The sequence below is a fragment of the Luteimonas terricola genome (assembly GCF_004352845.1).
Classification (GTDB): Bacteria; Pseudomonadota; Gammaproteobacteria; order Xanthomonadales; family Xanthomonadaceae; genus Luteimonas; species Luteimonas terricola.
The window spans coordinates 213,028-238,459 of record NZ_SJRX01000003.1 but is presented as its reverse complement, the minus strand read 5'-3'; the positions used below and the strand labels follow the sequence as shown (position 1 = coordinate 238,459).

Sequence of the window (25,432 nt, the reverse complement as noted above, 5' to 3'; positions counted from 1 at the left end):
CATGCAGGTTAGGTCCCAGCCCCCGCGCGAACAAGGCTTGACAGTCCGGTCGGCGCGGCGTCGCGCACCGGCGCGAAGCTCCTGCGATGCTGCGGGCAGGGTCCGTGCGCGCGCAGTGCGGCGAGGTGCGCGGGCGTGCCGTAGCCCTTGTGCCCGCCGAAGCCGTAGCGCGGATACTCCGCATGCAGGGCGATCATCGCGCGATCGCGCGTGACCTTGGCGAGGATGGAGGCCGCCATGATGCTGCGGTCGCGGGCATCGCCACCCACCCACGCCTCGGCGGCGCAGGGCAGGTCGGCCGGGATGGCGTTGCCGTCGATGCGCGCGGTGCCGGCGACGTGCGCGACGGCTTCGATCACCTGGCGCATCCCGAGCATCGTGGCGTGGTAGATGTTGATGCGGTCGATCTCCTCGACCCCGATCACGGCCACGTGCCAGGCCAGCGCGCGCTCGACGATGCGCTCGTAGAGTCCGGCCCGCCGCGCCGCGGTGAGCGCCTTGGAGTCGTCGAGGCCGTTGATCCGGGGCCGGCACGGGTCGAACACCACGGCGGCCACCACCACGGGACCGGCCAGGGGGCCGCGGCCGGCCTCGTCGACGCCGGCCACGAAGCCCGGTCCGGTCGCGGAGGATGCCCCCGCGGGCGCGGTGCGAACCCGGACCCCCGGGGGCGGCGGCCGTTGCCTCACGGTGCAGCCTCCCCGTTCCGGGCAAGCGCGACGTGGCGGGGATCGAGCAGTTCGCCCACGGCCGCCGCGGCCTCGCGCGATGCGTCACGGCGCAGGAGCATGTGCAGTTCGCGGTAACGTGGCTCCAGCGCCTCCATCGCGACGGGGTCGGAGAACCAGGCCAGCACCGCCGCGGACAGCTTCATCGGCGTGCAGTCGTCCTGCATCAGCTCCGGCGCGATAGTGTCTCCGGCGAGCACGTTGGGCAGGGCGAAGCGCTCGACCTTGAGCATCCCCAGGCCCTTGACGATGGCATGGGTGGTCGGCGAGATCCGGTAGCCGACCACCATTGGGCGCTTGGCCAGCATCGCCTCGAGCGTCGCCGTGCCCGAAGCCAGCAGCACCACGTCCGACGCCACCATCGCCGCGCGCGCCGAGCCGTCGAGCAGCCGGACCTGAGGCGCGGCCGCGCCGGGCGCAGGCAGCATCGCGGCCAGCGCGTCGCGGCAGGCGGCATTGGCCGCGGGCACCAGCACCTGCAGGCCGGGGATGCGCTCGGCGACCAGCGCCGCGGCCTGCAGGAACGTCGGCCCCAGGCGCTCGATCTCGCCCAGGCGGGACCCCGGAAGCACCGCGAGCACCGGCGCATCCTGGTCGACGCCCAGCGTCGCACGGGCGCCACGGCGGTCCGGGTTGAGCGGCATGGCATCGGCCATGGGGTGGCCGACGAAGCGTGCGTCGACGCCGTGGCGGGCGTAGATCGGCGGCTCCATCGGGAACAGGCAGAGCACGCGGTCGGCGCTGCGCCCGATCTTCGCCGCGCGCCCCTGCCGCCAGGCCCAGACCGACGGGCTGACGTAGTGCACGGTGCACACGCGGCGGGCCTTGAGCTGGCGCTCCAGGCCGAGGTTGAAGTCGGGCGCGTCGATGCCGATGAAGACGTCGGGCTTCCAGTCCAATATGCGGCGACGCAGGCCACGGCGCAGGCGCAGCAGGCGCGGCAGGTGGGACAGCACTTCGGACAGGCCCATCACCGCAAGCTCGCCGGCGTCGTGCCAGGTCTCCATGCCGGCAGCGCGCATCGCGTCGCCGCCGACGCCTGCGAATTCCGCGTCGGGGAAGCGTTCGCGCAGGCGTTCGACGAGGTCGGCGCCCAACAGGTCGCCGGAGGCCTCGCCGGCGACCAGCGCGAAGCGCGGTCCGGCGGCGTTCACCGCAGCAGCGGCCGGTCGCCGCCCTCGATGAAGTCGAGCATCCGCCGCACGTCCTCGCTGCCCGACGCCAGGTCCGCCAGTTTCGTGCGCGCGTCTTCCAGCGTCTCGCCGGACATGTATACCGTGCGGTAGGCGCGGCGGATCGCGGCGATCCGGTCGGGCTCGAAGCCCCGGCGCTTCAGGCCTTCGGCGTTGATGCCGCGCGGCCGGCCGTAGCCGTCCTGCGCCACCATCAGGAACGGCGGCACGTCGCCGTTGACGAACGCGCCCATGCCGATGAAGGCGTGGTCGCCGACGCGGCAGAACTGGTGGATCCCGGCGAAGCCGCTCAGGATCACGTGGTCCCCCACCACGACGTGGCCCGCAAGCGTCGCGTTGTTGGAAAAGATGCAGTGGTCGCCAACGATGCAATCGTGGGCCACGTGGGTGTAGGCCAGCATCCAGTTGTCGTTGCCGATGCGGGTCACGCCACCGCCGTCGCCGGTACCGCGGTTGATGGTGGTGAACTCGCGGATGACGTTGCGGTCGCCGATCTCCAGGCGCACCGCTTCGCCGCGGAACTTCTTGTCCTGCGGCTCGCCGCCGATCGCGGCGTGGCCATGGACGTGGTTGTCGCGGCCGATGCGGGTCGGGCCCAGGACGCTGCAGTGCGGGCCGATGCGCGTGCCGGCGCCGATCTCGACCCCGGCGCCGATGACGGTGAACGCTCCGATGCTGGCGCCGTCGCCGATGGTCGCCGTCGGGTCGACGGCCGCGGTGGCGTGGATCGCCGCGGCGCCCACGTCAGGCATCGACCTCGGCGCAGAGGATGTCGGCGCTGGCCACCTGGGCGCCGTCGACGCTGGCGAGGCCGCAGTACAGGGTCATGTTGCGGATCAGGCGCTTGATCGTGACCTCGATGTCGAGGCGGTCGCCCGGTACCACCATGTTCGCGAAGCGCGCGTTGTCGACCTTGACCAGGTAGGACAGGCGGGTGCCGGGCGTGGCGCCGCCACGCGAAAGCTGGGTCAGCACGCCGCCGGCCTGGGCCATGGCTTCGATCACCAGCACGCCCGGCATCACCGGGCGGTCGGGGAAGTGGCCCTGGAAATAGGCCTCGTTGGCGGTCACGTTCTTGTACGCGAGCACGCGCTTGCCGTCGCCGTCGTACTCGACCACGCGGTCGAGCAGCAGGAACGGGTAGCGGTGCGGCAGCATCCTGCGGATGCCCTCGACGCTGATGGGGAACGTGAACTTGCCGGCGGTCATGTCTTCTCCTTGTCGAGCGCCTGCACCTGGCGGGCGAGCGCATCGAGTTGCCTGAACCGGGCCGCGCTCCTGCGCCAGCTCCGGGCATCCATCAACGGCGTGCCCGAAGAGTACTCCCCGGGGACATCGATCGAACTGGTGACCAGCGACATCGCCTGGATGACGACGCGATCGCAGATCGTGATATGGCCGACGATGCCCGCGGCGCCGCCGATCAGGCAATAGCGGCCGATCACGGCGCTGCCGGCGACGGCGACGCAGCCGGCCATCGCGGTGTGCGCGCCGATGCGGACGTTGTGGCCGACCTGGATCTGGTTGTCCAGGCGCACGTCCTCTTCGAGCACGGTGTCCTCGATGGCGCCGCGGTCGATGGTGGTGTTGGCGCCGATCTCGCAGTCGTCGCCTATTGCGACACCGCCTTGCTGCGGAACCTTGATCCAGCGCCCGGCATCCATCGCCAGGCCGAAGCCGTCGGCGCCGAGCACCGCGCCGGGGTGGATCAGAACGCGATCGCCCAGGCGCACGCGGCGCACCAGGGTGACGCGCGCGACCAGGCGGCTGCCAGCACCCACCACGCAGTCCTCGCCGATGACGCAACCCGGCCCCACGATTGCGCCCGCAGCGATGCGCGAGCGCGCGCCGATCACCGCCAGCGGGCCGACTTCGGCCCTTGCATCGACCTCGGCGCCGGCGTCGACCACGGCCGAGGGATGCACGCCGGGGTTGGCCACCGGTGGCGGATCGAACAGCGCCGCGATCTGCGCGAACGCGACGTAGGGATCGCGCGCCACCAGCAGGGTGCGGTCGAGCCCTGCGGCATCGTCTTCCCGCACCACAACGATGCCGGCCGCCGAACCGGCCAGCTGGCCGCGGTAGCGCGGGTTGGACAGGAACGAAAGCTGCCGCGGACCGGCGCCGGCGAGCGTGGCGACGGCGTCGATTTCGGCTGCGCCGTCACCGCGCAGCACAAGGCCGAAGCGTTCGGCCAGGGCCGCCGCCGTATGCGTGCTGGACTCCATCGCTCCTCCCCGCGGCGGCTAGAACGCGCCGCCGAAGGTGAACTGCAGGCGTTCGAGCTCGTCGCCTTCCTCGTCGCGCAGCGGCATGGCGTAGCTGATCGAGATCGGGCCGACCGGCGCCCGCCACATCAAGGCCACGCCGGCTGATGCGCGGAGTTCGCCGGCATCGAATGCGTCGACGTCCTTGAACACGTTGCCGAAATCGACGAAGGCCGAGACGCGCGCGGCCGGCGAGTCGAACAGGGTGGGGAAGAACATCTCCAGCGAACCGACGGTCTTGACCGCGCCGCCGATGACCTGCATGTAAGGACTGTTCCAGGCCGACTCGCGCGGGCCCAGGGTGTTGTCGCGGAAGCCGCGCACCGAGCGCGCGCCGCCGGCGTAGAAGTTCTCGAAGAACGGCAGGCCGTCGGCGACGGCTTCGCGTGGCACCGGATCGCCTGTCGGTGGCGCGTCCTCGTCCGCGGGGATGTAGGGGTCGTAGACGGTGCCGTAGCGCGCGTCGCCGTAGCTGTCGCCATAGCCGAGCTCGAGCCGGGTGTTGAGCACCAGGGCGCGGGAGATCGGCCAGTACTTCGAGAACTCGTAGTTGAGCTTGTAGTACTCGGCGGTGGAGCCGGGCAGGGAGACTTCGGCCGTGACCCGCTGCAGGGTTCCGCGGGTCGGCTGCAGGAAGTCGTTGCGGGTGTCGCGCGCCCAGCCCACCTCGGCGCGCCAGGCGTGGAAGGTGCGCTGGCCGATGACGTCGATGTAGTCGACGATCGACTGCGGCGAGCTGCCGCGCCAGGCGAAGATCTGGTTGCTGTCGATGCCGACCATGGCCGAGACCGTGTCGTGCTCGGTGATCGGGATGCCCAGCACCATCTGCGCGGCGCGGCTGGTCGAGGAGTACTGGGCGGTGTTGAACTCGGAGTTGTCGAATTCGCGCCACCACAGGTTGTAGCCCAGCGACAGGCCGTTGTCGCTGAAATACGGGTTCATGTACGAGAACGAGTAGCGCTGCAGGTAGACGTTGCGCTGGGCCTCGACGGAGACGCGGTTGCCGCTGCCGAGGAAGTTGTTCTGCGACAGCTGCACCGAGGTGGTCATGCCGCTCAGCTGCGAGTAGCCGACGCCGAACATGAAGCTGCCCGACGTGGTCTCGGTGACGCTGAACTCGACGTCGACCAGGTCGTTGCTGCCGGGTACCGGCCTGCTCTCGACGTTGACGCTGCCGGACTCGAAGAAGCCCAGGCGCTGCAGGCGCACCTTGGAGCGGTCGATCGCCGCCTGCGAGTACCAGGCGCCTTCGAACTGGCGCATCTCGCGGCGCAGGACCTCGTCGGCGGTGCGGGCATTGCCCTTGAACACGACGCGGCGCACGGTGACGCGCGGGCCCGGATCGACCTGCAGGTTGATCGCAACCGTGCGGTTCTCGCGGTCGACCTCGGGGATCACGTTGACCTGGGCGAAGGCGTAGCCGATGTTGCTCAGGGTGGCCGCGATCTGGTCTGAACTGAACTCCAGCAGCGCGCGCGAGAAGGTCATCTCGGGCTTGAGGAACACCAGGCGCTCGATGTCCTCCTTGGGCAGCACCGTGTCGCCGGTGACCTCGACGCTGGACACGGTGTACACCTCGCCCTCGATGAGGCCGGCGGTGATGTACATGTCGCGCTTGTCGGGGCTGATCGCGACCTGGATGTTGTCCTCGGTGAAGTCGATGTAGCCGCGGTCGAGGTAGAAGTTGCGCAGCTTCTCGCGATCGCCCTCGAGCTTCTCGCGCGAATACTGGTCGTCGCGGCGGTACCAGCTCAGCCAGTTGCTCTCGCCGGACTCCCAGGAATCGGTCAGGGTCTCGTCGTCGAAGGCATCGTTGCCGATCAGGTTGATGTGGCGGATGCGCGCCGCCTTGCCCTCGTCGACCTTGATCGTGACGTCCACGCGGTTGCGGTCGAGCGGCGACACCGTGGGCTCGATGACGACGTTGTACTTGCCGCGGTTGTTGTACTGCCGGGTGAGTTCCTGGGTGACGCGGTCCAATGCCAGGCGGTCGAAGGTCTCGCCTTCGGCCAGCCCGATGTCGCGCAGCCCCTTCAGCAGGTCCTCGGTCTTGATGTCCTTGTTGCCGGTCAGCGTGAGCTTGTTGATCGCCGGGCGTTCGGTGACTTCGACCACCAGGATGTCGCCCTGGCGGCCGATACGGACGTCTTCGAAGAAGCCGGTGTCGTACAGGGCGCGGATGGCGTCGCCCACGCGCCCGGAGTCGACGGTGTCGCCGCGCTCGATCGGCAGGTAGGTGAATACGGTGCCGGCGCCGATGCGCTGCAGGCCGTCCACGCGGATGTCGGAGACCGTGAAGGCACTGGGTGCGGGCACCGGTGCCGTTGCCGGTGCCGGCGTGTCGGCTGGCGGGGCCGGGAAGCCGAAGGCGGCCTGGGGGTCGACCGGCTGCTGGGCCCAGGCCGGCGCGGCAAGCGTCGAGGCAAGGGCGATGGCAAGCAGGCGGCGGTTGGGGAATCGCGTCATCAATGGCGTCCGGGTCTGGCGTTGCGTGGGGTTGGGGCGATGGGCTCGGCGGTCGTGCATGCGGGCATCAGCGCACCAGTTGCAGGATGTCGTTGTAGAACGCCAGGCCCATCAGGCCCGCAAGCATGGCCAGGCCGACATATTGCCCGGCCACCATCGCCTGCTCGCTCAAGGGGCTGCCCTTGACCAACTCGATAAGGTAATACAACAGGTGACCGCCGTCCAAGATCGGGATCGGCAGCAGGTTGATGATCGCCAGGCTCAGGGACAGCAGGGCGAGGAAGCTGAGGAACCAGGCGGGCCCCATGCCGGCCGAGGCATTGGCGTAGCGGGCGATGGTGATCGGTCCGGAAACGTGTTCCATCGACGCGCGGCCGCTGACCATGCGCCAGACCATGCCCACGGTATCGCGGGCAAGTCGCCAGGTTTCCGCGCCCGCGGCGGGGATCGCCGCCAGCGGGCCGTGGCGAAGCGTGGCGTCGTGCACGGCGGCCTGCGACGCGTCGGGTTCGATGCCCAGGGCCCAGAACGGCTCGCGGCCGGCGTCCTCGGTCATCCGCGGCGTGATTTCCAGGGCCAGGCGCGAGCTGTCGCGCTCCACCTCGATCATGCCGCCGCCCTGCGCGCCCAGCTCCTGCACCAACGGCCCGATGTCGGCGAACACATGCACCCGGGTGCCGTCAATGGCGGTGATGCGGTCGCCTTCGGCCAGTACGCCCCAGGCGGCGCTGTCTTCACGCACGGCGCCGACCTCGGGGGGCAGCACGAAGGCCCTGGGAATCATGCCGATGGCGGAAATCAGGCGCCGCTGGTCGACGTCGACCGGCAGCGTGGACAGGCGCAGCGTCCGCGAGGCTTCGTTGCCCTGGGCGGTGCGCAGGCGCACGTCCACGTCGCCACGGTCCAGGGCCGCGGTGGTCAGGGCCATGGCGGCCTCGCTCCAGGTCGGCGTGGGGCGGTCGCCGATCGCCAGCAGGGTGTCGCCGCGGGACAGGCCGGACTCCGCCGCGATGCCCTGCACCTGCCCCAGCACCGGCTGGTAGTCGGGCCGGCCGATCACGAACATCGCCCACAGCAGGACCAGGCACAGCAGCAGGTTGGCGATCGGGCCGGCGGCCACGATCGCGATGCGCTGCCACACCGACTTGCGATTGAAGGCGGAATCGCGATCGGCCTCCGCCACGTCGCCCTCGCGTTCGTCGAGCATGCGCACGTAGCCGCCCAGGGGCAGCGCGGCGATCACGTACTCGGTCCCGTCGCGGCCCATGCGCGTCCACAGCGGCTTGCCGAAGCCGATCGAGAATCGCAGCACCTTGACGCCGTTGCGGCGCGCCACCCAGTAATGACCAAACTCGTGGAAGGTCACCAGCACGCCGAGGCTGACGATCATCCACCACACTGAACCGAGGAATGTGGTCACTGCATGCTCCTCAGTGGGCGTGGCGGGCGAGGGCGCGGCGGGTGGCGTCGCGGGCGAGCGCGTCTGCTTCCCGCAGCGTATCGAGGGACGCGGCGGGTTGCGCCGGCAGGGCTGCCAGCGCCTCTTCGACCAGCGCGGGAATGGACAGGAAGCCGATCCGGCCCTGAAGGAAGGCTGAAACCGCTTCCTCGTTGGCGGCGTTGAGCACCGCCGGCGCGGTGCCGCCGGCGTCCAGTGCGCCGAAGGCCAGCGCCAGGCAGGGGAAGGCATCGGTGTCAGGCGGTTCGAAATCCAGCCGCCCCTGGGCAAGCAGGTCCAGCCCGCCGACGCCGGATTCGATGCGCCGCGGCCAGCCCAGCCCGACGGCCAGCGCCGTGCGCATGTCCGGCAGGCCCAGCTGCGCCAGGGTGGAGCCGTCGATGAATTCGACCAGCGAATGCACCAGGCTCTGCGGATGCACCAGCACATCGATGCGGCTCGAGGGCAGGCCGAACAGGTGGTGCGCCTCGATCACTTCCAGGCCCTTGTTCATCAGGGTGGCGGAATCGACGGAGATCTTCGGGCCCATCGACCATTTGGGGTGCGCGATCGCCTGGGCGGGCGTCACCGCGGCCAGCGAGTCGCGGGCGCGGCCGCGGAAAGGGCCGCCGGAGGCGGTCAGCACCAGCCGTCGCACGTCGCCGCAGCCGCCGTCGGCCGGCAGGCACTGGAAGATCGCGTTGTGCTCGCTGTCGATCGGGATGATCCGGGCGCCGTGGTCGCGCGCGGCCGCCATCACCAGTTCGCCGGCAAGCACCAGCGATTCCTTGTTGGCCAGCAGCAGGCGTTTGCCGGCGCGCGCGGCGGCAAGCGTCGAGTCCAGGCCCGCGGCGCCGACGATGGCCGCGACCACGGTGTCGGTGCCGGCGTCGCCGGCAAGCGCGGTGATGGCGTCCATTCCGGCGTGCGCGCGCGTTGCCAGGCCGGCTTCGCGCAGGCCGTCGCGGAGCCGGGGCAGGGCGGCCTCGTCGGCGATCGCGGCGTCGTCGGGGCGGTGGCGGCGGCAGGCCTCGAGCAGGGCCTCGACATTGCTGCCGGCGGCAAGCACCGCGGCGCGCATCTCGCCCGGGTGGCGGGCGATGACGTCGAGCGCCGAGATGCCGATCGAGCCGGTGGCGCCGAGGACGGCGACGCGGCGCATCAGAAGCCCAGCCAGATCTTGCCCAGCGCGAACACGGGCAGGGCGGCGAGCACGCTGTCGGCGCGATCCATGATGCCGCCGTGGCCCGGGATGAGATTGCCGGAATCCTTCACGCCGACATGGCGCTTGAGCAGGCTTTCGAACAGGTCGCCGACCACGGAGAACAGCACCGCGAGCAGCGCGACCAGGGCGACAAGCGGCAGCTGCGGCGCGGTGGCGCCCAGGATCCAGGCGCCCACGATGGCCACCAGCACGCCGAGAACTGCCCCGCCCACGACGCCCGCCACGGTCTTGTTGGGACTGATCCGCGGCGCCAGCTTGCGCTTGCCGAAGGCGCGACCGGCGAAGTAGGCACCGGTGTCCGTGGCCCAGACGATCATCAGCGCCAGCAGCAGCCAGCCGGGGCCATCGTTGTGCAGCAGCGCCAGTGCGCACCAGGCCGGGACCACGGCGAAGGTGCCCGCCGCCAGCTTGAACACGCGCGCGTTGGTGTCGTGGTCGGAGGCGAAGTCGTAGTGGACCAGCCACAGCATGGCCAGCAGCCACCAGACCACGCCCAGCACCACTGCGAGCTTGAACAGCACCAGCGTCGCCGCCGTGCCGCCGGTGCCCCAGACCAGGGCCACCATCAGCATCAGGTTCAGCACCAGCAGCGCGCTGCGCGCCAGCGAGTCCTCGATCTCCGCCAGCGCGAACCATTCCCACAGCGCGCCGAGGAACAGGATCGCCACCAGCAGCATCAGCCAGGGCGTGGGCAGCAGCAGGACGGCGGCAATGGCCGTGGGGGCCATCGCGAGGGCGGCAAGGATGCGGATGCGGGTCATGGGGCCATGGTATCCGTGGCCGGCGTCGGGGCCACCTGTTCGCCGGTGAGGCCGAAGCGACGCTCGCGGGCGGCGAAGTCGTCCAGCGCCTGCTGCAGCGTGGCGGCGTCGAGGTCCGGCCAGAGGCGGTCGGTGAACCAGAGTTCGGTGTAGGCGAGCTGCCAGAGCAGGAAGTTGCTGATCCGGAGGTCACCCCCGGTGCGAATGAACAGGTCCGGCGGCGGCAGGTCTGCCAGCGTGACGTGCCGTGCGATCGCGGCTTCGTCGATGTCGGCGGGACTCAGGCGGCCCTCGGCGACTTCCACGGCCAATGCGCGCGCCGCGGCGGCGATGTCCTGGCGGCCGCCGTAGCTGGCGGCGATGGACAGTGCCAGGCGGGCATTGCCCGCGGTGAGGCTTTCGGCGGCGTCCATGCGCGCGGTGATCGCGGCGTCGAAGCGGCTGCGGTCCCCGATGAAGCGCACGCGCGCGCCGCGGCGGTGCAGTTCGTCGACCTCGCGGTCGAGCGCGTTCAGGAACAGCTTCATCAGCGCGCCCACCTCGTCGGCGGGGCGCCCCCAGTTCTCGCTGGAGAACGCGAACAGGGTCAGCGCCTCGACGCCGCGTTCAAGGCAGAAATCGATGCACAGGTTCACCGCGCGCGCGCCGGCGCGGTGGCCGATCACGCGCGGCCGGCGACGGCGCGCGGCCCAGCGGCCATTGCCATCCATGATGATGGCGATGTGGCGGGGGATGCCCGGGGTGGCGGACGTGGTGGCGGACGGGACGCTCATGCCGACGCCATCAGACCGCCATCAGCTCCTGCTCCTTGGCCTTCACCACCTCGTCGACGCCCTTGATGGCGTCGTCGGTGAGCTTCTGCACCTCGCCTTCGAAGCGGCGCTCGTCGTCCTCGCTGATCGCCTTGTCCTTCAGCAGATCCTTGGCCTGCTGGTTGGCGTCGCGACGGATGTTGCGGATCGCGACCTTGGCCGACTCGCCTTCGGAATGGACCACCTTGCTCAGCTCGCGGCGGCGCTCCTCGGTGAGGGCCGGCAGGTTGATGCGGATGGTGGTGCCGGCGGTGTTGGGGGTCAGGCCCAGGTCGGAGGCCAGGATCGCCTTCTCCACGGCCTGCACCATCGGCTTTTCCCAGGGCGTGATCGTGAGCGTGCGCGCATCGCTGACCGCCACCGAGGCCACCTGGGTGAGGGGCATGTCGGAGCCGTAGTAGTTCACCTTCAGGTGGTCCACCAGCGCGGTGGACGCGCGGCCGGTGCGGACCTTGGTCAGGTCGTGGCGCAGCGACTCCACGCTCTTGGTCATGCGCGCCTGCGTGTCCTTCTTGATCTCGTTGAGCATCGGCTGCCGGTTCCTGTTCGCAATCGCGGGATTATAGGCGAAGCGGGCCATCGGCGAGGCGCCGGAGGCTAGCCGTGCGCGTGGCAATGGCAGGCGCCGCCGCCGCGCTCCACCTGCAGGGTGGCGTGGTTGATGCCGAAGCGCGCCTGCAGGGCTTCGCCGATGGCATGCATGAAGTCATCGTCGTCGTCGCCCTGCGGCCGCACCAGGTGGGCCGTCATCGCCACGCCCCCGGCGCCCAGCGACCAGATATGCAGGTGGTGCACCGAGGCCACGCCCGGCTGCCCGGCGATGAAGTCGCGCACCTCGGCCGTATCGATGCCTGGTGGCACGGCATCCATCGCGGCATTGAAGCTGTCGCGCAGCAGGCCGATGGCGCCCACCGCCACCACCACGCCGACCAGCAGGGCGGTCGCCGGATCCAGCCAGGCCCAGCCCCAGGCCAGCATGCCGGCGCCTGCGACCACGGTGGCCAGGGAAATCGCGGCATCGGCCATCAGGTGCAGGTAGGCGCCGCGGCGGTTGAGGTCGTGGCCATGGCCGCCGCGCACCATCAACGCCGTGCCAAGGTTGACGGCGATGCCGATCGAGGCGACCACGATGATGGTCATGCCGGGGACCTCGGGGGGCGCTCCCATCCGGCGCAGGGCCTCCCACGCCAGGGCGCCCGAAAGCCCGACCAGCAGCACCGCATTGGCCAGCGGCGAGAGCAGGGTGGCGCGGCGCCAACCGTAGGTGTGGCGCTCGGTGGCCGGCCACTGCGCGATCACGGCGGCGCCCCAGGCCATGGCCAGGCCCAGCACGTCGCCGAGGTTGTGCAGGGCGTCGGACAGCAGGGCCAGCGAGTTGACCATGAAACCGTAGGCCGCCTCGAGCACCGTGTAGGCGAGGTTGACCAGGGTGATGATGGCGAAGGTGCGCGTGGCCGAACCCGGCGCTGGCGCGTGATGGTGCCTGTGTCCGTGGTCGCCGTGGTGCCCGTGCATATGCAGAGGCTGCCACGGCCATCGACCGGACACTATTCCAGCACCCGCCCGGCCACGAAGGCCCTGTGGGAACCGCTATAGGGGCTCCCGCAAGAGCCGCGTTACAGGTTCAGCCGCGGCCCTGGACCAGGGTGCCGATCGGCTCGCCTTCGAGGATGCGCAGCAGCTGGCCGGGCTGGTCCATGTCGAAGATGCGCAGCGGCATGTCGCTGTCGCGGCACAGGGCGAAGGCCGCGGTGTCCATCACCTGCAGGTTGCGGCCGATGACTTCGTCGTAGGTCAGTCGATCGAAGCGGGTGGCGTCGGGGTTCTTCTTCGGATCCGAGTCGTAGACGCCGTCGACCTTGGTGGCCTTGAGCAGCAAATCGGCGCCGATCTCGATCGAGCGCAGCGCAGCGCCGGAGTCGGTGGTGAAGAAGGGGTTGCCGGTGCCGGCGGCGAAGATGGTGATGCGGCCCTTCTCGAGGTGCCGGATCGCGCGCCGGCGGATGTAGTCCTCGCAGACGTCGTTGATCTTGATCGCGCTCATCACGCGGACCTTGGCGCCAAGCTTTTCCAGCGCGTCCTGCATCGCGAGCGCATTGATCACCGTGGCCAGCATGCCCATCTGGTCGCCGGTGACCCGGTCCATGCCGCCCGCGGCCAGCCCGGCACCGCGGAAGATGTTGCCGCCGCCGATCACCAGCGCGATCTCGGCGCCCGCGGCCTGTGCCTCGATGATTTCCTCGGCGAGGCGGTGGATCACTTTGGGATCGATGCCGTAGTCCTCGTCGCCCATCAGTGCTTCGCCGGACAGCTTGAGCAGGATGCGGCGATAGGCGAGTTGCGACATGGCGGGTACTCCGGTGGAAACGCGTGGAATTCTAGCGGAAAGAGAAGGGCCGCGGATTGCTCCGCGGCCCTTTCGTGACTGTGTCGCGGGGTTGCCCCCATCCGCCCTTCGGGCTTTGGATCAGGCCAGGCCGGCCTGCTTCATCACTTCGGCGGCGTAGTCTTCCACCACCTTCTCGATGCCCTCGCCGACGGCCAGGCGCTCGAAGCGAAGGACCTCGGCGCCGGCGGCCTTCAGTACCTGCTCGACGTTCTTGTCGGTGTCGAGCACGTAGGGCTGGCCGTACAGGGTGACCTCGTTGACGATCTTGGCGATCTTGCCGCCGATGATCTTCTCGAGGATGTCGGCCGGCTTGGCCTTGTCCTTCTCGGACATCTTCGCGAGCTCGATTTCCTTTTCCTTCGCGACGAAGTCGGCCGGGACGTCGGCGGCCTTGTTGTAGGGCGGGTTCATCGCCGCGACGTGCATGGCCAGGCCGCGGGCGAGGTCGGCATCGCCACCCTTCAGTTCGACCAGCACGCCGATGCGCGCGCCGTGGACGTAGCCGGCGACGGTGTTGCCGCTCTCCATCGAGATCATGCGGCGGACCTGCACGTTCTCGCCGACCTTGGCGATCAGCGCAGCGCGTGCTTCTTCGACCGTCTGGCCACCGACGGTCGCGGCCTTGAGGGCCTCGACGTCGTCAACGGCAACGGCGGCATTGGCCACGGCCTCGCAGAAGGCCACGAAGTTCTCGTCCTTGGCGACGAAGTCGGTCTCGGAGTTGATCTCGACGATGGCGGCGCGGTTGCCCTGCTGGGCGAAGGCGACGCGGCCCTCGGCGGTAACGCGGTCGGCCTTCTTGTCGGCCTTGGCCAGGCCCGACTTGCGCAGCGCCTCGGCGGCGGCGTCGATGTTGCCGCCGGCCTCGGTGAGCGCCTTCTTGCACTCCATCATGCCGGCGCCGGTGCGCTCGCGCAGTTCCTTGACCATGGAAGCGGTGATTTCCATTGCTACCTCTAGAAAAAATGTGGGGGATGCGTGTGGCCGGGGATTACTCGGCGGCTTCGGGCTTGGCGTCGACGGCCTCGGCCTTCGCTTCGACGGGCTTGGCGTCGGCGGGCTTCTTGTCCCCGGCGGCCTCGGGCTTGGCTTCCGCGGGCTTGGCGTCGGCCTTCTTGCGGGCCGGCGCACGGCGCGGCTTGTCGCCCTCGGCGCTCTCGCTGAACTCCTCTTCGCGCACGGTCGCGGCGCTCGGCGCGGCGGCCTTGCCCTCGAGCACGGCGTCGGCGGCGGCACGGGCGTACAGCTGCACGGCGCGGATGGCGTCGTCGTTGCCGGGGATGGCGTAGTCGACCAGGTTGGGGTCGTAGTTGGTGTCGACCACGGCGATCACCGGGATGCCGAGCTTCTTGGCTTCCTTGATGGCGATGTCCTCATGGCCGATGTCGATCACGAACAGCGCGTCGGGCAGGCGGTTCATTTCCTTGATGCCGCCCAGCGAGGCCAGCAGCTTGTCGCGCTCGCGGCGCAGCCCCAGCACTTCGTGCTTGACAAGCTTCTCGAAGCTGCCGTCGGTTTCGCCGGCTTCGAGCGTCTTCAGGCGAGACACCGAGCCCTTCACCGTGCGGAAGTTGGTCAGCGTGCCGCCCAGCCAGCGCTGGGTCATGTACGGCATGCCGCAGCGCTCGGCCTCTTCCTTGATCGGCTCGCGCGCGCTGCGCTTGGTGCCGACGAACAGGATCATGCCGCGCTTCTGGGCGATGCCGGAGATGAAGTTCATCGCGTCCGAGAACAGCGGGACGGTCTTCTCGAGGTTGATGATGTGGATCTTGCCGCGGGCGCCGAAGATGTACGGCGCCATCTTGGGGTTCCAGTAGCGGGTCTGGTGGCCGAAATGGACGCCGGCTTCCAGCATCTGGCGCATGGTGACCTGGGACATTGATGTGACTCCTGGTGTGGAACCCGGCCGCCGGGCAAAGGGTAGGGGCGGCTTGCCGGCACAGGGGCCGACGATGGATTCCGGGGTTGGGCCTCCCTGTCGCTTCCATCTCCGAATCCGGCGCGGCGGGGCCTTTCGGCCCCTGCCTTGCTGGACACCCCGGGACGGGCTGTTGCGGCAGGTGTGTATTCGACGGTGACGCCCGTCGTGGGCGGCTCCGGCCGGGATCCGGCGGCGGAACCGGTGAATTCTAGCCCGCCGGCCCTCCTGGGGCAAGGAGGAGACTCGGGGCGACCAGGATCGGCGATAATGTCTGAATGACCATCACACCGAAAACCCCAGACCAGATCGAGAAGATGCGCATCGCCGGCCACCTGGCCGCCGAGGTGCTGCAGATGATCGCCCCGCACGTGAAGCCGGGCGTGAGCACCGAGGAGCTCGACCGCATCTGCCACGAGCACATCGTCAACGTGCAGCAGGCCACGCCGGCCAACGTCGGCTACAGGGGCTATCCCAAGGCCACCTGTATCTCGGTCAACAACGTCATCTGCCACGGCATCCCGAACGAGGCCAAGGTCCTCAAGGATGGCGACATCATCAATATCGACGTCACCGTCATCAAGGACGGCTGGCATGGCGACACCAGCCGCATGTACTGCGCCGGCACCCCGTCGGTGATGGCGCAGCGTCTGATGGACGTCACGCGTGAGGCGATGTTCCGCGGCATCCGCGCGGTGAAGCCGGGCGCGACCCTGGGCGACGTCGGCCACGCCATCCAGAGCTATGCCGAGGGCGAGCGCTTCAGCGTGGTGCGCGAGTACTGCGGCCACGGCATCGGCCGCGTGTACCACGAAGAGCCGCAGGTGCTGCACTACGGGCGTGCCGGCGAAGGCCTGGTGCTGGAGGAAGGCATGACCTTCACCATCGAGCCGATGATCAACGAAGGCGCGCGCCACACCCGGCTGCTGCCCGATGGCTGGACCGTGGTCACCAAGGACCGCAAGCTGTCGGCGCAGTGGGAGCACACGGTCGCGGTGACTGCGGACGGCGTCGACATCCTCACGCGCCTGCCCGGCGACGACAACGATTTCTGACGTGGACGCGGCCGCGCCTTCCGACACGCCCGGCCGCCGGGACGATTCCGGAGACGCGGCCTGGGCACAGGCCAGCCGCGATGCGCTGGCGGCGACGGACGCTGCGCTTGCCGGACGCTTCGACGCCGGCGCCGACGCCATCCGGCTGGCCGCCGAGCGTGCGGCTGCGATCGATGCGGTGGTCGCCGAAGCGTGGGCGCGCTGTATCCCCCATGCCGCGGGTCTGGCGCTGTTCGCGGTCGGCGGCTATGGCCGCGGCGAACTCTTCCCACAGTCCGACATCGACCTGCTGGTGCTGGCCGATGGCGAGCCCGACGCCGCCGCCGGGGCCGCGCTGGCGAGGCTGTTCGCGCTGCTCTGGGACTGCGGCCTGCCGGCCAGCCACTCGGTGCGCAGCGCGGAACAGTGCACGGAGGCCGCCGCGGGGGACCTGACGATCATGACCGCGTTGCTCGACGCGCGGCCGATCGCGGCCGGCAAGCGCGCGTGTGCGGCGCTGGCCCGGGCGATCGCGCCCGATCGCGCCTGGCCGGCGCGGGACTTCTTCGTGGCCAAGGCCGAAGAACAGGAGCGCCGCCACGCCCGCTTCGGTGACACCTCCGACAACCTGGAGCCGAACCTGAAGGATGGTCCGGGCGGGCTGCGCGACCTGCAGACCCTGGGCTGGATGGCACGCCGCGCGTTCGGCACCCATGAAATGGAGCCGCTGGTGGCGCTCGGCCATGTCGGTGCCGACGAGGCCGCCGCGCTCGACCGCGAACGCCGCGCGCTGGGCCGGTTGCGCTACGGCCTGCACCTGGTGGCCGGGCGCGCCGAGGAACGCCTGCGCTTCGACCACCAGAAGACGCTCGCCGCGCGCCTGGGCTTTGCCGACGACGCACGCAACCTCGGTGTCGAGCAGATGATGCAGGGCTTCTACCGCAGCGCCGCGGTGGTGCGCCGGATCGGCGATCGCCTGCAACAGCGCTTCGAGGAGCACTTCGATGGCGCGGCGGTGCCCGAGCCGTTGGACGAATGCTTCGAGCTGCGCCGCGGCTACCTGGCCGCGCGCGACCACGGCTGGCCGCACGGCGACGTCGGCGAGGTGTTCGCGCTGTTCGCGGCCTGGGCACGGCTGGGCGAGCTGCGCGGCCTGCACACGCACACCGCGCGCGCGCTGGCCGAAGCCCTGGACGAACTGCCTTCGTACACCGCGGCCACGGACGTCCAGCGGACCGCCTTCCTCGGGCTGCTGCGCGGACCATCGCCGGTGCGCGGGCTGGAGCGCATGGCGCGGCTGGGCGTGCTCGGGCGCTGGATCCCGGCGTTCGCACAGGTCTCGGGGCGGATGCAGTTCGACCTGTTCCACGTCTACACCGTCGACCAGCACACGCTGGCGGTACTGCGCAACCTGGCCTCGTTCGCCACCGGCGAGTCCGACGAGCGCTTCTCGCGGGCGCACGGGGTGTACGAGGACCTGCGCAAGCCCGAGTTGCTGCTGCTGGCCGGCCTGTTCCACGACATCGCCAAGGGGCGCGGCGGCGACCATTCCGTACTCGGCGCAGTGGATGCCCGCGCGTTCTGCGAGGCCCATCGGCTTGGTGAGGCCGACACCGCGCTGGTGGAGTGGCTGGTGCTGCGCCACCTCTTGATGTCGGTGACCGCGCAGAAGCAGGACATCGCCGACCCGGCGGTGATCCACCGCTTCGCTGGCGAAGTCGCCGATCGCGAACGCCTGGACTATCTCTACCTGCTGACCTGCGCCGACATCGCCGGCACATCGCCGAAGCTGTGGAACGCGTGGAAGGACCGGCTGCTGACCGACCTGCGCAACGCCACCCGGCTGGCGCTGCGCCGCGGCCTGGAGCATCCCGTGGCCGCCGCGGAGCGCATCGCCGAGACCCGCGACGCGGCGGCGCTGCTGCTTGCAGGCCAGGGCATCGATGCCGCCACCGCGAGGTCGCTGCTCGACCGGTTTCCCGCGCACAGCTTCCTGCGCGCGCGCGCCGAACAGATCGCCTGGCAGGCATCGGCCCTGCACGAGGCCGAGGACGCCGAGCCGGCGCGCGCGGTCGTCAAGGCGCGACTGGTGGCCGCCGGCAGCCCGGCGATGGAGGTGTTCGTGCACGGCGCCGACCGCGACGGCCTGTTCGCGGCGATCGTGGTCACCCTGGACCGCCTGGGCCTGGCGATCCAGCAGGCGCGGGCGCTGGACGGCCCCGGAGGCCGGGTGTTCGACAGCTTCCAGGTGCTGCCCGACGACATTCGCGCCGACTGCGACCCGAACGCGGTGGCGCGCAAGCTCGCCGCCGTGCTGGCCGGCCCGCTCGACCGGGTCCGCCCGGCGCAGCGTACGCAGCCGCGGCACCTGCGCCATTTCCGCATCGTCCCCGAGGTGGAATTCACGGCCACCGGCGACGGCGCGGCGACGATACTGAGCCTGGTGAGCACCGACCGGCCGGGGCTGCTGGCCGACGTCGCGCACGTGCTGCGCAGCCAGGGTCTGCGCGTGCACGACGCACGCATCGCAACCTTCGGCGCGCGCGCCGAAGACGTGTTCCGGGTGACCGGAGATGACAAACAACCGCTCGGCGAGGCGGCGTGCGCACGGTTGCGCGACGCCTTGCTGGCACGGATCGATGGAGAAGCAGGCAGATGAGTACCCGCAAGAAGCCCGCCGTGAAAAAGGTGGCGAAGAAGGTGGCGGCCGCGAAGGGCGTTCCGGCCAAACCTGTCACGAAGAAGGCCGGTGGCAGGAAGGCCGTGGTTAAGAAGGTCGTCGCGAAGAAGCCGGCCGCGAAGAAGGCCGCGCTTGCACAGGCCGCAGCCGGAACGGTCGAAGCCGGCCAGCGGGTGGCGAAGGGCCCGCTGCAGCCCGCGGCGAAGAAGGCAGCGCCCCCTGCGACGGGCGGCCCCGACCAGGAACTCGCCTTCATGATCGACAGCGCCTGGGAGCGCCGCTCGACGCTGACGCCCGAGGAGATCGAAGGGTCGACGCGGATGCTCGTCGAGCAGGCGATCGAAGGACTCGAGGCCGGCCGCCTGCGCGTGGCCGAGCCCGACGGCGCGGGCGGCTGGATGGTCAACGAGTGGTTGAAGAAGGCCGTGCTGCTGTATTTCCGCGTGCAGGAGATGGAGGCGGGCGAACAGTACCCGGCCCCGTACTGGGACAAGATCCCGATGCGCTTCGCCGACTTCGACGAGGCCGCCTTCCGCAAGCTGGGCGCACGCGTGCTGCCCGGCGCGATCGCCCGCCGTGGCGCCTACGTCGGGCGTGACGTGGTGCTGATGCCATCGTTCGTGAACATCGGCGCGTACATCGGCGCCGGCACCATGGTCGATACCTGGGCCACGGTCGGGTCCTGCGCGCAGGTGGGCAAGCACTGCCACATCTCCGGCGGCGCCGGCATCGGTGGCGTGCTCGAGCCGCTGCAGGCCGCGCCGACGATCATCGAGGACCACTGCTTCATCGGCGCGCGCTCGGAGGTGGTGGAAGGCGTCATCGTCGGCCATCACAGCGTGATCGGCATGGGTGTGTTCCTGGGCCAGTCCACGCGCATCTACAACCGCATGACCGGCGAAACCGGCTATGGCGTGGTGCCGCCCGGCAGCGTGGTGGTGGCGGGTTCGCTGCCAGCCGCGGACGGCTCGCATTCGCTGTACTGCGCGGTGATCGTCAAGCAGGTCGATGCGAGGACGCGCGCCAAGACGTCGGTCAACGAACTGCTGCGCGGCCACGCGCTCTGAGCCACGGAGGCACGCAATGACCACGCTGTATGGACTCGACAACTGCGACACCTGCCGCAAGGCACGGAAGTGGCTGGATCGCTTCGGCGTCGCGCACGACTTCGTCGACTACCGCAAGGACAAGCCGGAGCCGGAGATCTTTGCTGAGTGGGCGCGGCAGGCCGGGGGCTTCGAGGCGCTCATCAACAAGTCCTCCACCACGTGGCGCCAGCTGCCCGACAACCGCAAGGCCGCGGGCTCGAACGCCGAGTGGACGCTGCTGCTGCGCGAGTACCCGCAGCTGGTCCGTCGTCCGGTGGTGGTGACGGGTGACGGTGTCATGAGCCAGGGCTTCAGCGACAACGGTTTCAAGAAGCGCTTCGGGATCGGCGGGTGAGCGAGGTGCTTGCGCTGGCCCGCGAGCTGATCGCGCGGCCATCGGTCACGCCCGACGACGCCGGTTGCCAGGCACTGCTGGCCGAGCGCCTGCAGGGTGCCGGCTTCGCCTGCGAGCACATGCGCTTCGGCGCAGTCGACAACCTGTGGGCGACGCACGGTGACGGCGGGCCGGTACTGGTCCTGCTCGGCCACACCGACGTCGTGCCGCCCGGGCCGCGGGAAGCCTGGGCCAGCGAGCCCTTCGTCCCGGAGGTCCGCGATGGCGTGCTCTACGGGCGCGGCGCGGCCGACATGAAGGGCAGCGTGGCCGCCTTCGTGGTCGCGCTGGAGCAGTTCGTGGCAGCGCACCCGGACCATCCCGGCACCGTGGCGCTGCTGCTGACCTCGGACGAGGAGGGCGATGCGATCGACGGCGTGCGCCGCGTGGCCGATGAGTTCCGCCGCCGTGGCCAGCGCATCGACTGGTGCATCACCGGTGAGCCCTCGTCGACGCAGCGCCTGGGCGACCTGCTCCGCGTCGGTCGCCGCGGCTCGCTGTCGGCCGCGCTGAGCGTGCGTGGCGTGCAGGGCCATGTCGCGTATCCGGAAAAGGCACGCAATCCCGTGCACCAGGCACTGCCTGCCTTGGCCGAGCTCGCGACGCGACCTTGGGACGAGGGCTATGAAACCTTCCCGCCGACCAGCCTGCAGGTGAGCGATATTGCCGCCGGCACCGGTGCCAGCAACGTCATCCCGGGCGAGCTGCGGGTGGACTTCAACCTGCGCTACAACCCGAACTGGGACGCGCCGCGCCTGGAAGCCGAGATCGAAGCCATGCTCGCGCGCCACGGCCTGGACTTCGAGCTGCGCTGGCATCGCAGCGGCGAGCCCTTCTTCACCCCGGAAGGTCCGCTGCGCGCCGCGGCGCGCGAGGTGCTGGCCGAAGTCGCCGGCGTGGCCCCGGAGGAAAGTACCGGCGGCGGCACATCCGATGCCCGTTTCATCGCGCCGCTGGGCGCGCAGTGCATCGAGGTCGGCCCGGTCAACGCGAGCATCCACAAGGTGGACGAGCATGTGTCCGTGGCGGACCTTGAGGCCCTGCCGGGGCTTTACCTGGCATTGATGCGGCGATTGCTTGTCGGTTGAGCGGGGCGGCGGCGGGCGTGCAGAGCGCCACGATCCAGCGCAGCGATCGCCCTCGGGGCTAGTTGCCGCGGGCGTTGTTGCCTCGGCCCTTGCCCTTGTCGCCCCGGTTGCCCTTGTTGCCCCGGTTTCCGTTGTTGCCGCGATTGTCGTCATTGCCGCCGTTGCCCCGGCTGTTGCCGGGGCGATCGCCGTGGCCCCGGTTCCCGTTCCCGGGGCGCGACCAGTCGACGCGCACTGCGCGGTCGATGACGACCGGATGACCCCAGCGCTCATAGGTGCCGACCGTTCCGCGCTTCAGCGCGTGGAAGGCGTCGGAGCCCGGCTTGATGCCCATGCGCTTGGCGACGGCACCCCAGCCCTGGCCGGGATTGCGGTCGTATTCGCGCACGACGTCCAGGCAGGGAATGCCCAGCGCGTGCGCGATGGCGCAGGCGTAATAGACATCTGCCGGCGCCCAGTGGCGCCGGTCGAGCAGCTCGACCAGCAGCGAACGGGGCGCGCCGTAGTGGCCGCTGATCTCGCCGATGAAGGGATCGCGGTAGCGCCTCCCGTAGTCGTTGATCTCGCCCAGGCGGGCATCGACCCAGACGTCGCCGGTGCGCACGTTGTAGCCGATGGTCTGCGCCATGGCCGCGCCGGAGGCCAGCCCGAGTCCCAGTGCAAGGACGAGGGCGCCGAGGTGCTGTTTCCTGATCATGTCCGTTCTCCTGCTGTTCGAGGATGCCGCCTAGTGTCCGGTGCCCGGATGAACTCCGGGTGAGGTTTCGCCGCCGGTCCCGACCGGTTCCAGCATCAGCGCATGCCTGGCCTCGCCGGGCAGGAACGGCGTCGGCCGGCCGTGCACCCAGTCATCGTGGCCGGCGCCCCAGAACGGCGACAGCGGGTGGCCGCTCTGGCCTCCGGGCATGTGCACGATGCCGTCGGCCTCGTGCCCGGGCGACACCACCATGCGCTGCGAAGCGCCGAAGTCCGGCCCCTGCACCAGCGGCATCGCGGTGTCGCCGGGCAGTTCGTCCGGCGGCATGCACAGCAGGCGCTTGCCGAGCAGCGGGATGGCCCCGGCCAGGGGGTGGCAGATCGCGGCCGTGTTGCGCTCGCCCCAGGTGCGCTGCGCCAGCGGCCCCTTGGCCTCGAGCTGGTCGCGGACATCATGCGCGGCGTCCTCGAACAGCGCCTGCCAGCTGTCGTAGCGGCGTGGCAGCAGGTGCGGCGGCTGTTCCGACACCAGGGGCCAGGCGGTCCCTTCCAACTGCGGCAGCGCCGGCATCAGGAAGCCATCGCCGAGCGCCGCGCGCGCCGGTGCCACCAGGCCATCGGCGATGCGGTCGTTGACCTCGTTGCGCCAGGCGCGCACCAGGCGGTAGCTGACCGAATCCGGCCCGGCGCGGCCTTCCCAGTGGCTGGCCGCGGTTGCCAGCGACTGCAGCGCCGGCGTGTGCGCGCTGGCGGCGCTGGCCTGCAGCAGCTCCCACCAGCGCTGCAGGAACAGCGCGCGGTCGTCGAGCTGGATCGCGAGCAGGGCGCGCTCGTCGAAGCGCTCGCTGGCGAACAGGGCATCGCGGATCTGCTTCGTGCGCGCGCCCAGCACATAGCCGCCGTCGCCGATGCCATCGATCCAGGGCGTGCCCACGACGCGGCTGTTCGCGGTCCACACCCGGTCGACGGTCGGCGTGGCGACCGCGGGGTTGGCATTGCCGCCGATCTCCCAGGGGGCACAGCGTGCTTCGTTCCCGGTGTCGGTATCGGCGCGCGCCGGCGCAGTGGCATCACCGGTCGCGGCATCGTTCTCGACCAGGTTCGCCGCCGCGCAGGCGCCGCTGCGCCGCGGCAGCGGCCCGAGCATGCGCCAGGCGACCCGGCCCGTGTGGTCGCCGATCACAAGGTTCTGCGCCGGCAATGCGATGCCGCGCGCCAGCAGCAGGGCGCGGTCGAGGTCGCCTGCACTGGCCAGTGCGGTCAGTCCGAGGTTGAGTGCGCCGGGCTGGTGCGCCACCCAGCGCAGCGCCAGTGCATCACCGTTGTCGAGGCTATGGATCAGCGGGCCCCACGCGACCTGCTCGACTTCGAACCCCACAGGTTCGCCGCCGGCGACTTCGATGCGTTCGCTGAAGCGTTCGACGTGCACGCAGCCGTTGTCTCCATCCGCGACGCCTTCGCCGCAGGGCGTCACGCGCGACCAGTCCAGGGTGTCGGCATAGCTGTTGGTGAAGCCCCAGGCGACGTGGCCGTTGCTGCCGACCACCACCGCCGGCAGGCCGGGCAGGGTGAAGCCGGACACATCGACGCGCCCCCCGGGCGCATCGGCGTCGGGCCAGCGCAGCCGCGCGCGGAACCAGATGTTGGGCGCACGCAGGGCCAGGTGCATGTCGTCGGCGACGATCGCGCGGCCGTCGGCGGTGAGCCGGCCGGAGACCGCGAAGTTGTTGCTGCCCGGCGCCGGCGGACGCGGCGTGGTGACCGGTTCGGCACCCTCGGGCGTGGGCAGCTGGCGCAGGTCGACAGCGTCGGCCGCGGGCAGCACTGCGTCGCCGGTGGCCTTGCCCAGCAGCGGCGCGTCCCAGCTGGAGCCGCCGTGCGTGAGCAGCGCGTACAGCGGTGGCGGCAGGTGCGGCCGCAGCGTCCACAGCGCGAATTCGCGCGCGTTGGCGGCGTCCTGCAGGTCGAAGTACATCGCGTAGCCGACCAGCGCGGTGTCGGCAGCGGTCCAGGGCGCGGGCTGCTGGCGCAACAGCAGGTAGGGCCAGGGCCGCGCGCGCAGGTCGGCGAGCCCGGCGTTGGCGCCTTCGGCATAGGCGTCCAGCAGCGGGCGGCGGCTGCCTGCGATCGCGTCAAGGCTGGCATCGACGCGCGCGCGCATGCGGTGGACGCGCTGCCTGCGGTCGACATCGAGCGCGCCGGGACCGAACAGCGCCGACAGCTCGCCGGCGGCGGTGCGCCGCATCAGATCCATCTCGAAGTAGCGCTCCTGCGCGTGCAGGTAGCCGAGCGCGCGCATGGCGTCGGTTTCGTTTGCGGCATCGATGGTGGCGACGCCGATGGCATCGCGGCCGATCGTCACCGGTGCCGACAGGCCCCGCAGGGCGGCGTTGCCATCCAGCAGCGGCAGGCTGGCGCGCAACGCCCACCACGCGGCCAGCGCCGCGAGTGCGGCCAGCAGCGCCAGCAGCAGCGCGATGCGCAAGGTCCAGCGAAGCATGGCGATTCCCCCTGAAGCCTGCCGCATTGTAGGGGCCGCGCATGTCGCGGCAAGCCTGGGGCTGCGATCCCGCGCGCCCCTGGGCGCTAGACGGAGGCCTGGCGCTGCAGCCGCCAGGCTGCGGTGGCAAGCGAACCGACTCCGGCGGCGGCGAAGCGGGGCTCTTGGGCAAGGATGTCGCTGCGCTCGACCAGGGTGGGCGACCACGCCGCAGCGAACAGGGCCTGTACCTCCGCAGCCTCGACCGAGAACGGCGGGCCGGCCATCTCCGCCTGCGGGTACTCCAGCGTCACCAGCAGCCCGCGGCAGTCGTCCGGCAGGCTGGCCCAGGTCGTTTCGACATAGCGGCGGCGCAGGTTGGGCGGCAGCGCGATCAGCGCGGCACGGTCGAAGACGCCGGCGCAGCCCGCCAGCACCGCGTGGTCGAGCGCGAAGGCATCACCCACGATGATCTCGAACGGGCCGGCTGCATGGTGCACGCCGTACCCTGTTTCGCGCTGCGCGGGCACAAGCCCCTGTTCTTCGAAGAACCCGCGCACGGCGGTTTCCGACAGCTCGACGCCGAGCACCCGGTGGCCGCGCGTGGCCAGCCACGGCATGTCCAGGCTCTTGCCGCACAGCGGCACGAACACGGTGCTGCCGGCGGGCAGCGCCAGCGTGTCCCAATGGCGTTCGAGCTGCGGCGTGACCACCGGCTGGTGGAAGCCGATCCGGCCGTCGCGCCAGCGCTCGTGCCAGAACGCGGGCTCCATCAC

At 70.5% G+C, this 25,432-nt stretch carries 23 protein-coding genes; 5 read left to right on the top strand and 18 right to left on the bottom strand.

What is annotated here, in order from left to right; genetic code table 11:
• Nucleotides 1-8 precede the first annotated feature (8 nt).
• The 15 genes from E2169_RS08620 to rpsB all read right to left on the bottom strand — a co-directional run bounded on the left by E2169_RS08620 (nucleotide 9) and on the right by rpsB (nucleotide 15,158).
• Nucleotides 9-608: a ribonuclease HII gene (locus tag E2169_RS08620; protein WP_229659133.1), complete on the bottom strand. Its 600-nt coding sequence runs from the start codon at nucleotides 606-608 to the stop codon at nucleotides 9-11.
• A gap of 77 nt (nucleotides 609-685) precedes the next feature.
• The gene (gene lpxB, locus E2169_RS08615; protein ID WP_165942376.1) at nucleotides 686-1,882 is read right to left on the bottom strand and encodes a lipid-A-disaccharide synthase; all 1,197 of its coding nucleotides are present in this window, start codon (nucleotides 1,880-1,882) and stop codon (nucleotides 686-688) included.
• Nucleotides 1,879-2,673, bottom strand: coding sequence for an acyl-ACP--UDP-N-acetylglucosamine O-acyltransferase (gene lpxA, locus E2169_RS08610; RefSeq protein WP_132986215.1), 795 nt, complete (start codon nucleotides 2,671-2,673; stop codon nucleotides 1,879-1,881). The genes lpxB and lpxA overlap by 4 nt, the downstream gene beginning before the upstream one ends.
• A complete protein-coding gene (fabZ, locus tag E2169_RS08605; RefSeq protein ID WP_132986214.1) occupies nucleotides 2,666-3,130 on the bottom strand; it encodes a 3-hydroxyacyl-ACP dehydratase FabZ in 465 nt (154 codons plus the stop codon). Before fabZ ends, lpxA begins: the two co-directional genes overlap by 8 nt.
• Nucleotides 3,127-4,149: a UDP-3-O-(3-hydroxymyristoyl)glucosamine N-acyltransferase gene (gene lpxD / locus E2169_RS08600; protein WP_132986213.1), complete on the bottom strand. Its 1,023-nt coding sequence runs from the start codon at nucleotides 4,147-4,149 to the stop codon at nucleotides 3,127-3,129. Before lpxD ends, fabZ begins: the two co-directional genes overlap by 4 nt.
• A gap of 18 nt (nucleotides 4,150-4,167) precedes the next feature.
• On the bottom strand, nucleotides 4,168-6,654 hold the full coding sequence (gene bamA / locus E2169_RS08595; RefSeq protein WP_132986212.1) for an outer membrane protein assembly factor BamA: 2,487 nt from the start codon (nucleotides 6,652-6,654) through the stop codon (nucleotides 4,168-4,170).
• A 67-nt stretch (nucleotides 6,655-6,721) separates the two neighbouring features.
• Entirely contained in the window at nucleotides 6,722-8,074 is a 1,353-nt protein-coding gene (gene rseP / locus E2169_RS08590; protein WP_132986211.1) for an RIP metalloprotease RseP, read from the bottom strand.
• Nucleotides 8,075-8,084: 10 nt separating this feature from the next.
• A complete protein-coding gene (locus E2169_RS08585; protein WP_188726159.1) occupies nucleotides 8,085-9,269 on the bottom strand; it encodes a 1-deoxy-D-xylulose-5-phosphate reductoisomerase in 1,185 nt (394 codons plus the stop codon).
• Nucleotides 9,254-10,078 (bottom strand): phosphatidate cytidylyltransferase, encoded by an 825-nt coding sequence (locus tag E2169_RS08580; protein ID WP_132986209.1) that lies wholly within the window; start codon nucleotides 10,076-10,078, stop codon nucleotides 9,254-9,256. The genes E2169_RS08585 and E2169_RS08580 overlap by 16 nt, the downstream gene beginning before the upstream one ends.
• The gene (uppS, locus tag E2169_RS08575) at nucleotides 10,075-10,851 is read right to left on the bottom strand and encodes a polyprenyl diphosphate synthase (RefSeq protein ID WP_132986208.1); all 777 of its coding nucleotides are present in this window, start codon (nucleotides 10,849-10,851) and stop codon (nucleotides 10,075-10,077) included. Before uppS ends, E2169_RS08580 begins: the two co-directional genes overlap by 4 nt.
• Before the next feature lie 10 nt (nucleotides 10,852-10,861).
• The gene (gene frr / locus E2169_RS08570) at nucleotides 10,862-11,419 is read right to left on the bottom strand and encodes a ribosome recycling factor (protein ID WP_132986207.1); all 558 of its coding nucleotides are present in this window, start codon (nucleotides 11,417-11,419) and stop codon (nucleotides 10,862-10,864) included.
• 68 nt (nucleotides 11,420-11,487) lie between these two features.
• Nucleotides 11,488-12,405: a cation diffusion facilitator family transporter gene (locus E2169_RS08565; RefSeq protein ID WP_132986206.1), complete on the bottom strand. Its 918-nt coding sequence runs from the start codon at nucleotides 12,403-12,405 to the stop codon at nucleotides 11,488-11,490.
• 109 nt (nucleotides 12,406-12,514) lie between these two features.
• Complete coding sequence (gene pyrH / locus E2169_RS08560) at nucleotides 12,515-13,237, bottom strand: UMP kinase (RefSeq protein WP_132986205.1); 723 nt, start codon at nucleotides 13,235-13,237, stop codon at nucleotides 12,515-12,517.
• Between the two features lie 120 nt (nucleotides 13,238-13,357).
• Nucleotides 13,358-14,227, bottom strand: a complete 870-nt coding sequence (tsf, locus tag E2169_RS08555; protein WP_132986204.1) for a translation elongation factor Ts — start codon at nucleotides 14,225-14,227, stop codon at nucleotides 13,358-13,360.
• A gap of 43 nt (nucleotides 14,228-14,270) precedes the next feature.
• Nucleotides 14,271-15,158, bottom strand: a complete 888-nt coding sequence (gene rpsB / locus E2169_RS08550; protein WP_132986203.1) for a 30S ribosomal protein S2 — start codon at nucleotides 15,156-15,158, stop codon at nucleotides 14,271-14,273.
• A gap of 317 nt (nucleotides 15,159-15,475) precedes the next feature.
• Between rpsB and map the strand changes: the two genes are divergently transcribed.
• Genes map through dapE form a run of 5 tightly spaced genes read left to right on the top strand, consistent with a single transcriptional unit; the run spans nucleotide 15,476 to nucleotide 21,481 of the window.
• Nucleotides 15,476-16,252 (top strand): type I methionyl aminopeptidase, encoded by a 777-nt coding sequence (map, locus tag E2169_RS08545; RefSeq protein ID WP_132986202.1) that lies wholly within the window; start codon nucleotides 15,476-15,478, stop codon nucleotides 16,250-16,252.
• The gene (gene glnD / locus E2169_RS08540) at nucleotides 16,245-18,890 is read left to right on the top strand and encodes a [protein-PII] uridylyltransferase (RefSeq protein ID WP_132986201.1); all 2,646 of its coding nucleotides are present in this window, start codon (nucleotides 16,245-16,247) and stop codon (nucleotides 18,888-18,890) included. Before map ends, glnD begins: the two co-directional genes overlap by 8 nt.
• Complete coding sequence (gene dapD, locus E2169_RS08535; protein WP_132986200.1) at nucleotides 18,887-19,978, top strand: 2,3,4,5-tetrahydropyridine-2,6-dicarboxylate N-succinyltransferase; 1,092 nt, start codon at nucleotides 18,887-18,889, stop codon at nucleotides 19,976-19,978. The genes glnD and dapD overlap by 4 nt, the downstream gene beginning before the upstream one ends.
• 16 nt (nucleotides 19,979-19,994) lie before the next feature.
• Nucleotides 19,995-20,354: a Spx/MgsR family RNA polymerase-binding regulatory protein gene (locus E2169_RS08530; protein WP_132986199.1), complete on the top strand. Its 360-nt coding sequence runs from the start codon at nucleotides 19,995-19,997 to the stop codon at nucleotides 20,352-20,354.
• The gene (gene dapE, locus E2169_RS08525) at nucleotides 20,351-21,481 is read left to right on the top strand and encodes a succinyl-diaminopimelate desuccinylase (protein WP_132986198.1); all 1,131 of its coding nucleotides are present in this window, start codon (nucleotides 20,351-20,353) and stop codon (nucleotides 21,479-21,481) included. Before E2169_RS08530 ends, dapE begins: the two co-directional genes overlap by 4 nt.
• Nucleotides 21,482-21,539: 58 nt before the next feature.
• Here the strand turns inward: dapE and E2169_RS08520 are convergent, their stop codons facing one another.
• The 3 genes from E2169_RS08520 to E2169_RS08510 all read right to left on the bottom strand — a co-directional run bounded on the left by E2169_RS08520 (nucleotide 21,540) and on the right by E2169_RS08510 (nucleotide 25,429).
• The gene (locus tag E2169_RS08520; RefSeq protein ID WP_132986197.1) at nucleotides 21,540-22,178 is read right to left on the bottom strand and encodes a hypothetical protein; all 639 of its coding nucleotides are present in this window, start codon (nucleotides 22,176-22,178) and stop codon (nucleotides 21,540-21,542) included.
• Nucleotides 22,179-22,208: 30 nt separating this feature from the next.
• The gene (locus tag E2169_RS08515) at nucleotides 22,209-24,677 is read right to left on the bottom strand and encodes a penicillin acylase family protein (RefSeq protein ID WP_132986196.1); all 2,469 of its coding nucleotides are present in this window, start codon (nucleotides 24,675-24,677) and stop codon (nucleotides 22,209-22,211) included.
• Between the two features lie 86 nt (nucleotides 24,678-24,763).
• Nucleotides 24,764-25,429, bottom strand: coding sequence for a thiopurine S-methyltransferase (locus E2169_RS08510; protein ID WP_132986195.1), 666 nt, complete (start codon nucleotides 25,427-25,429; stop codon nucleotides 24,764-24,766).
• Nucleotides 25,430-25,432: the final 3 nt, after the last annotated feature.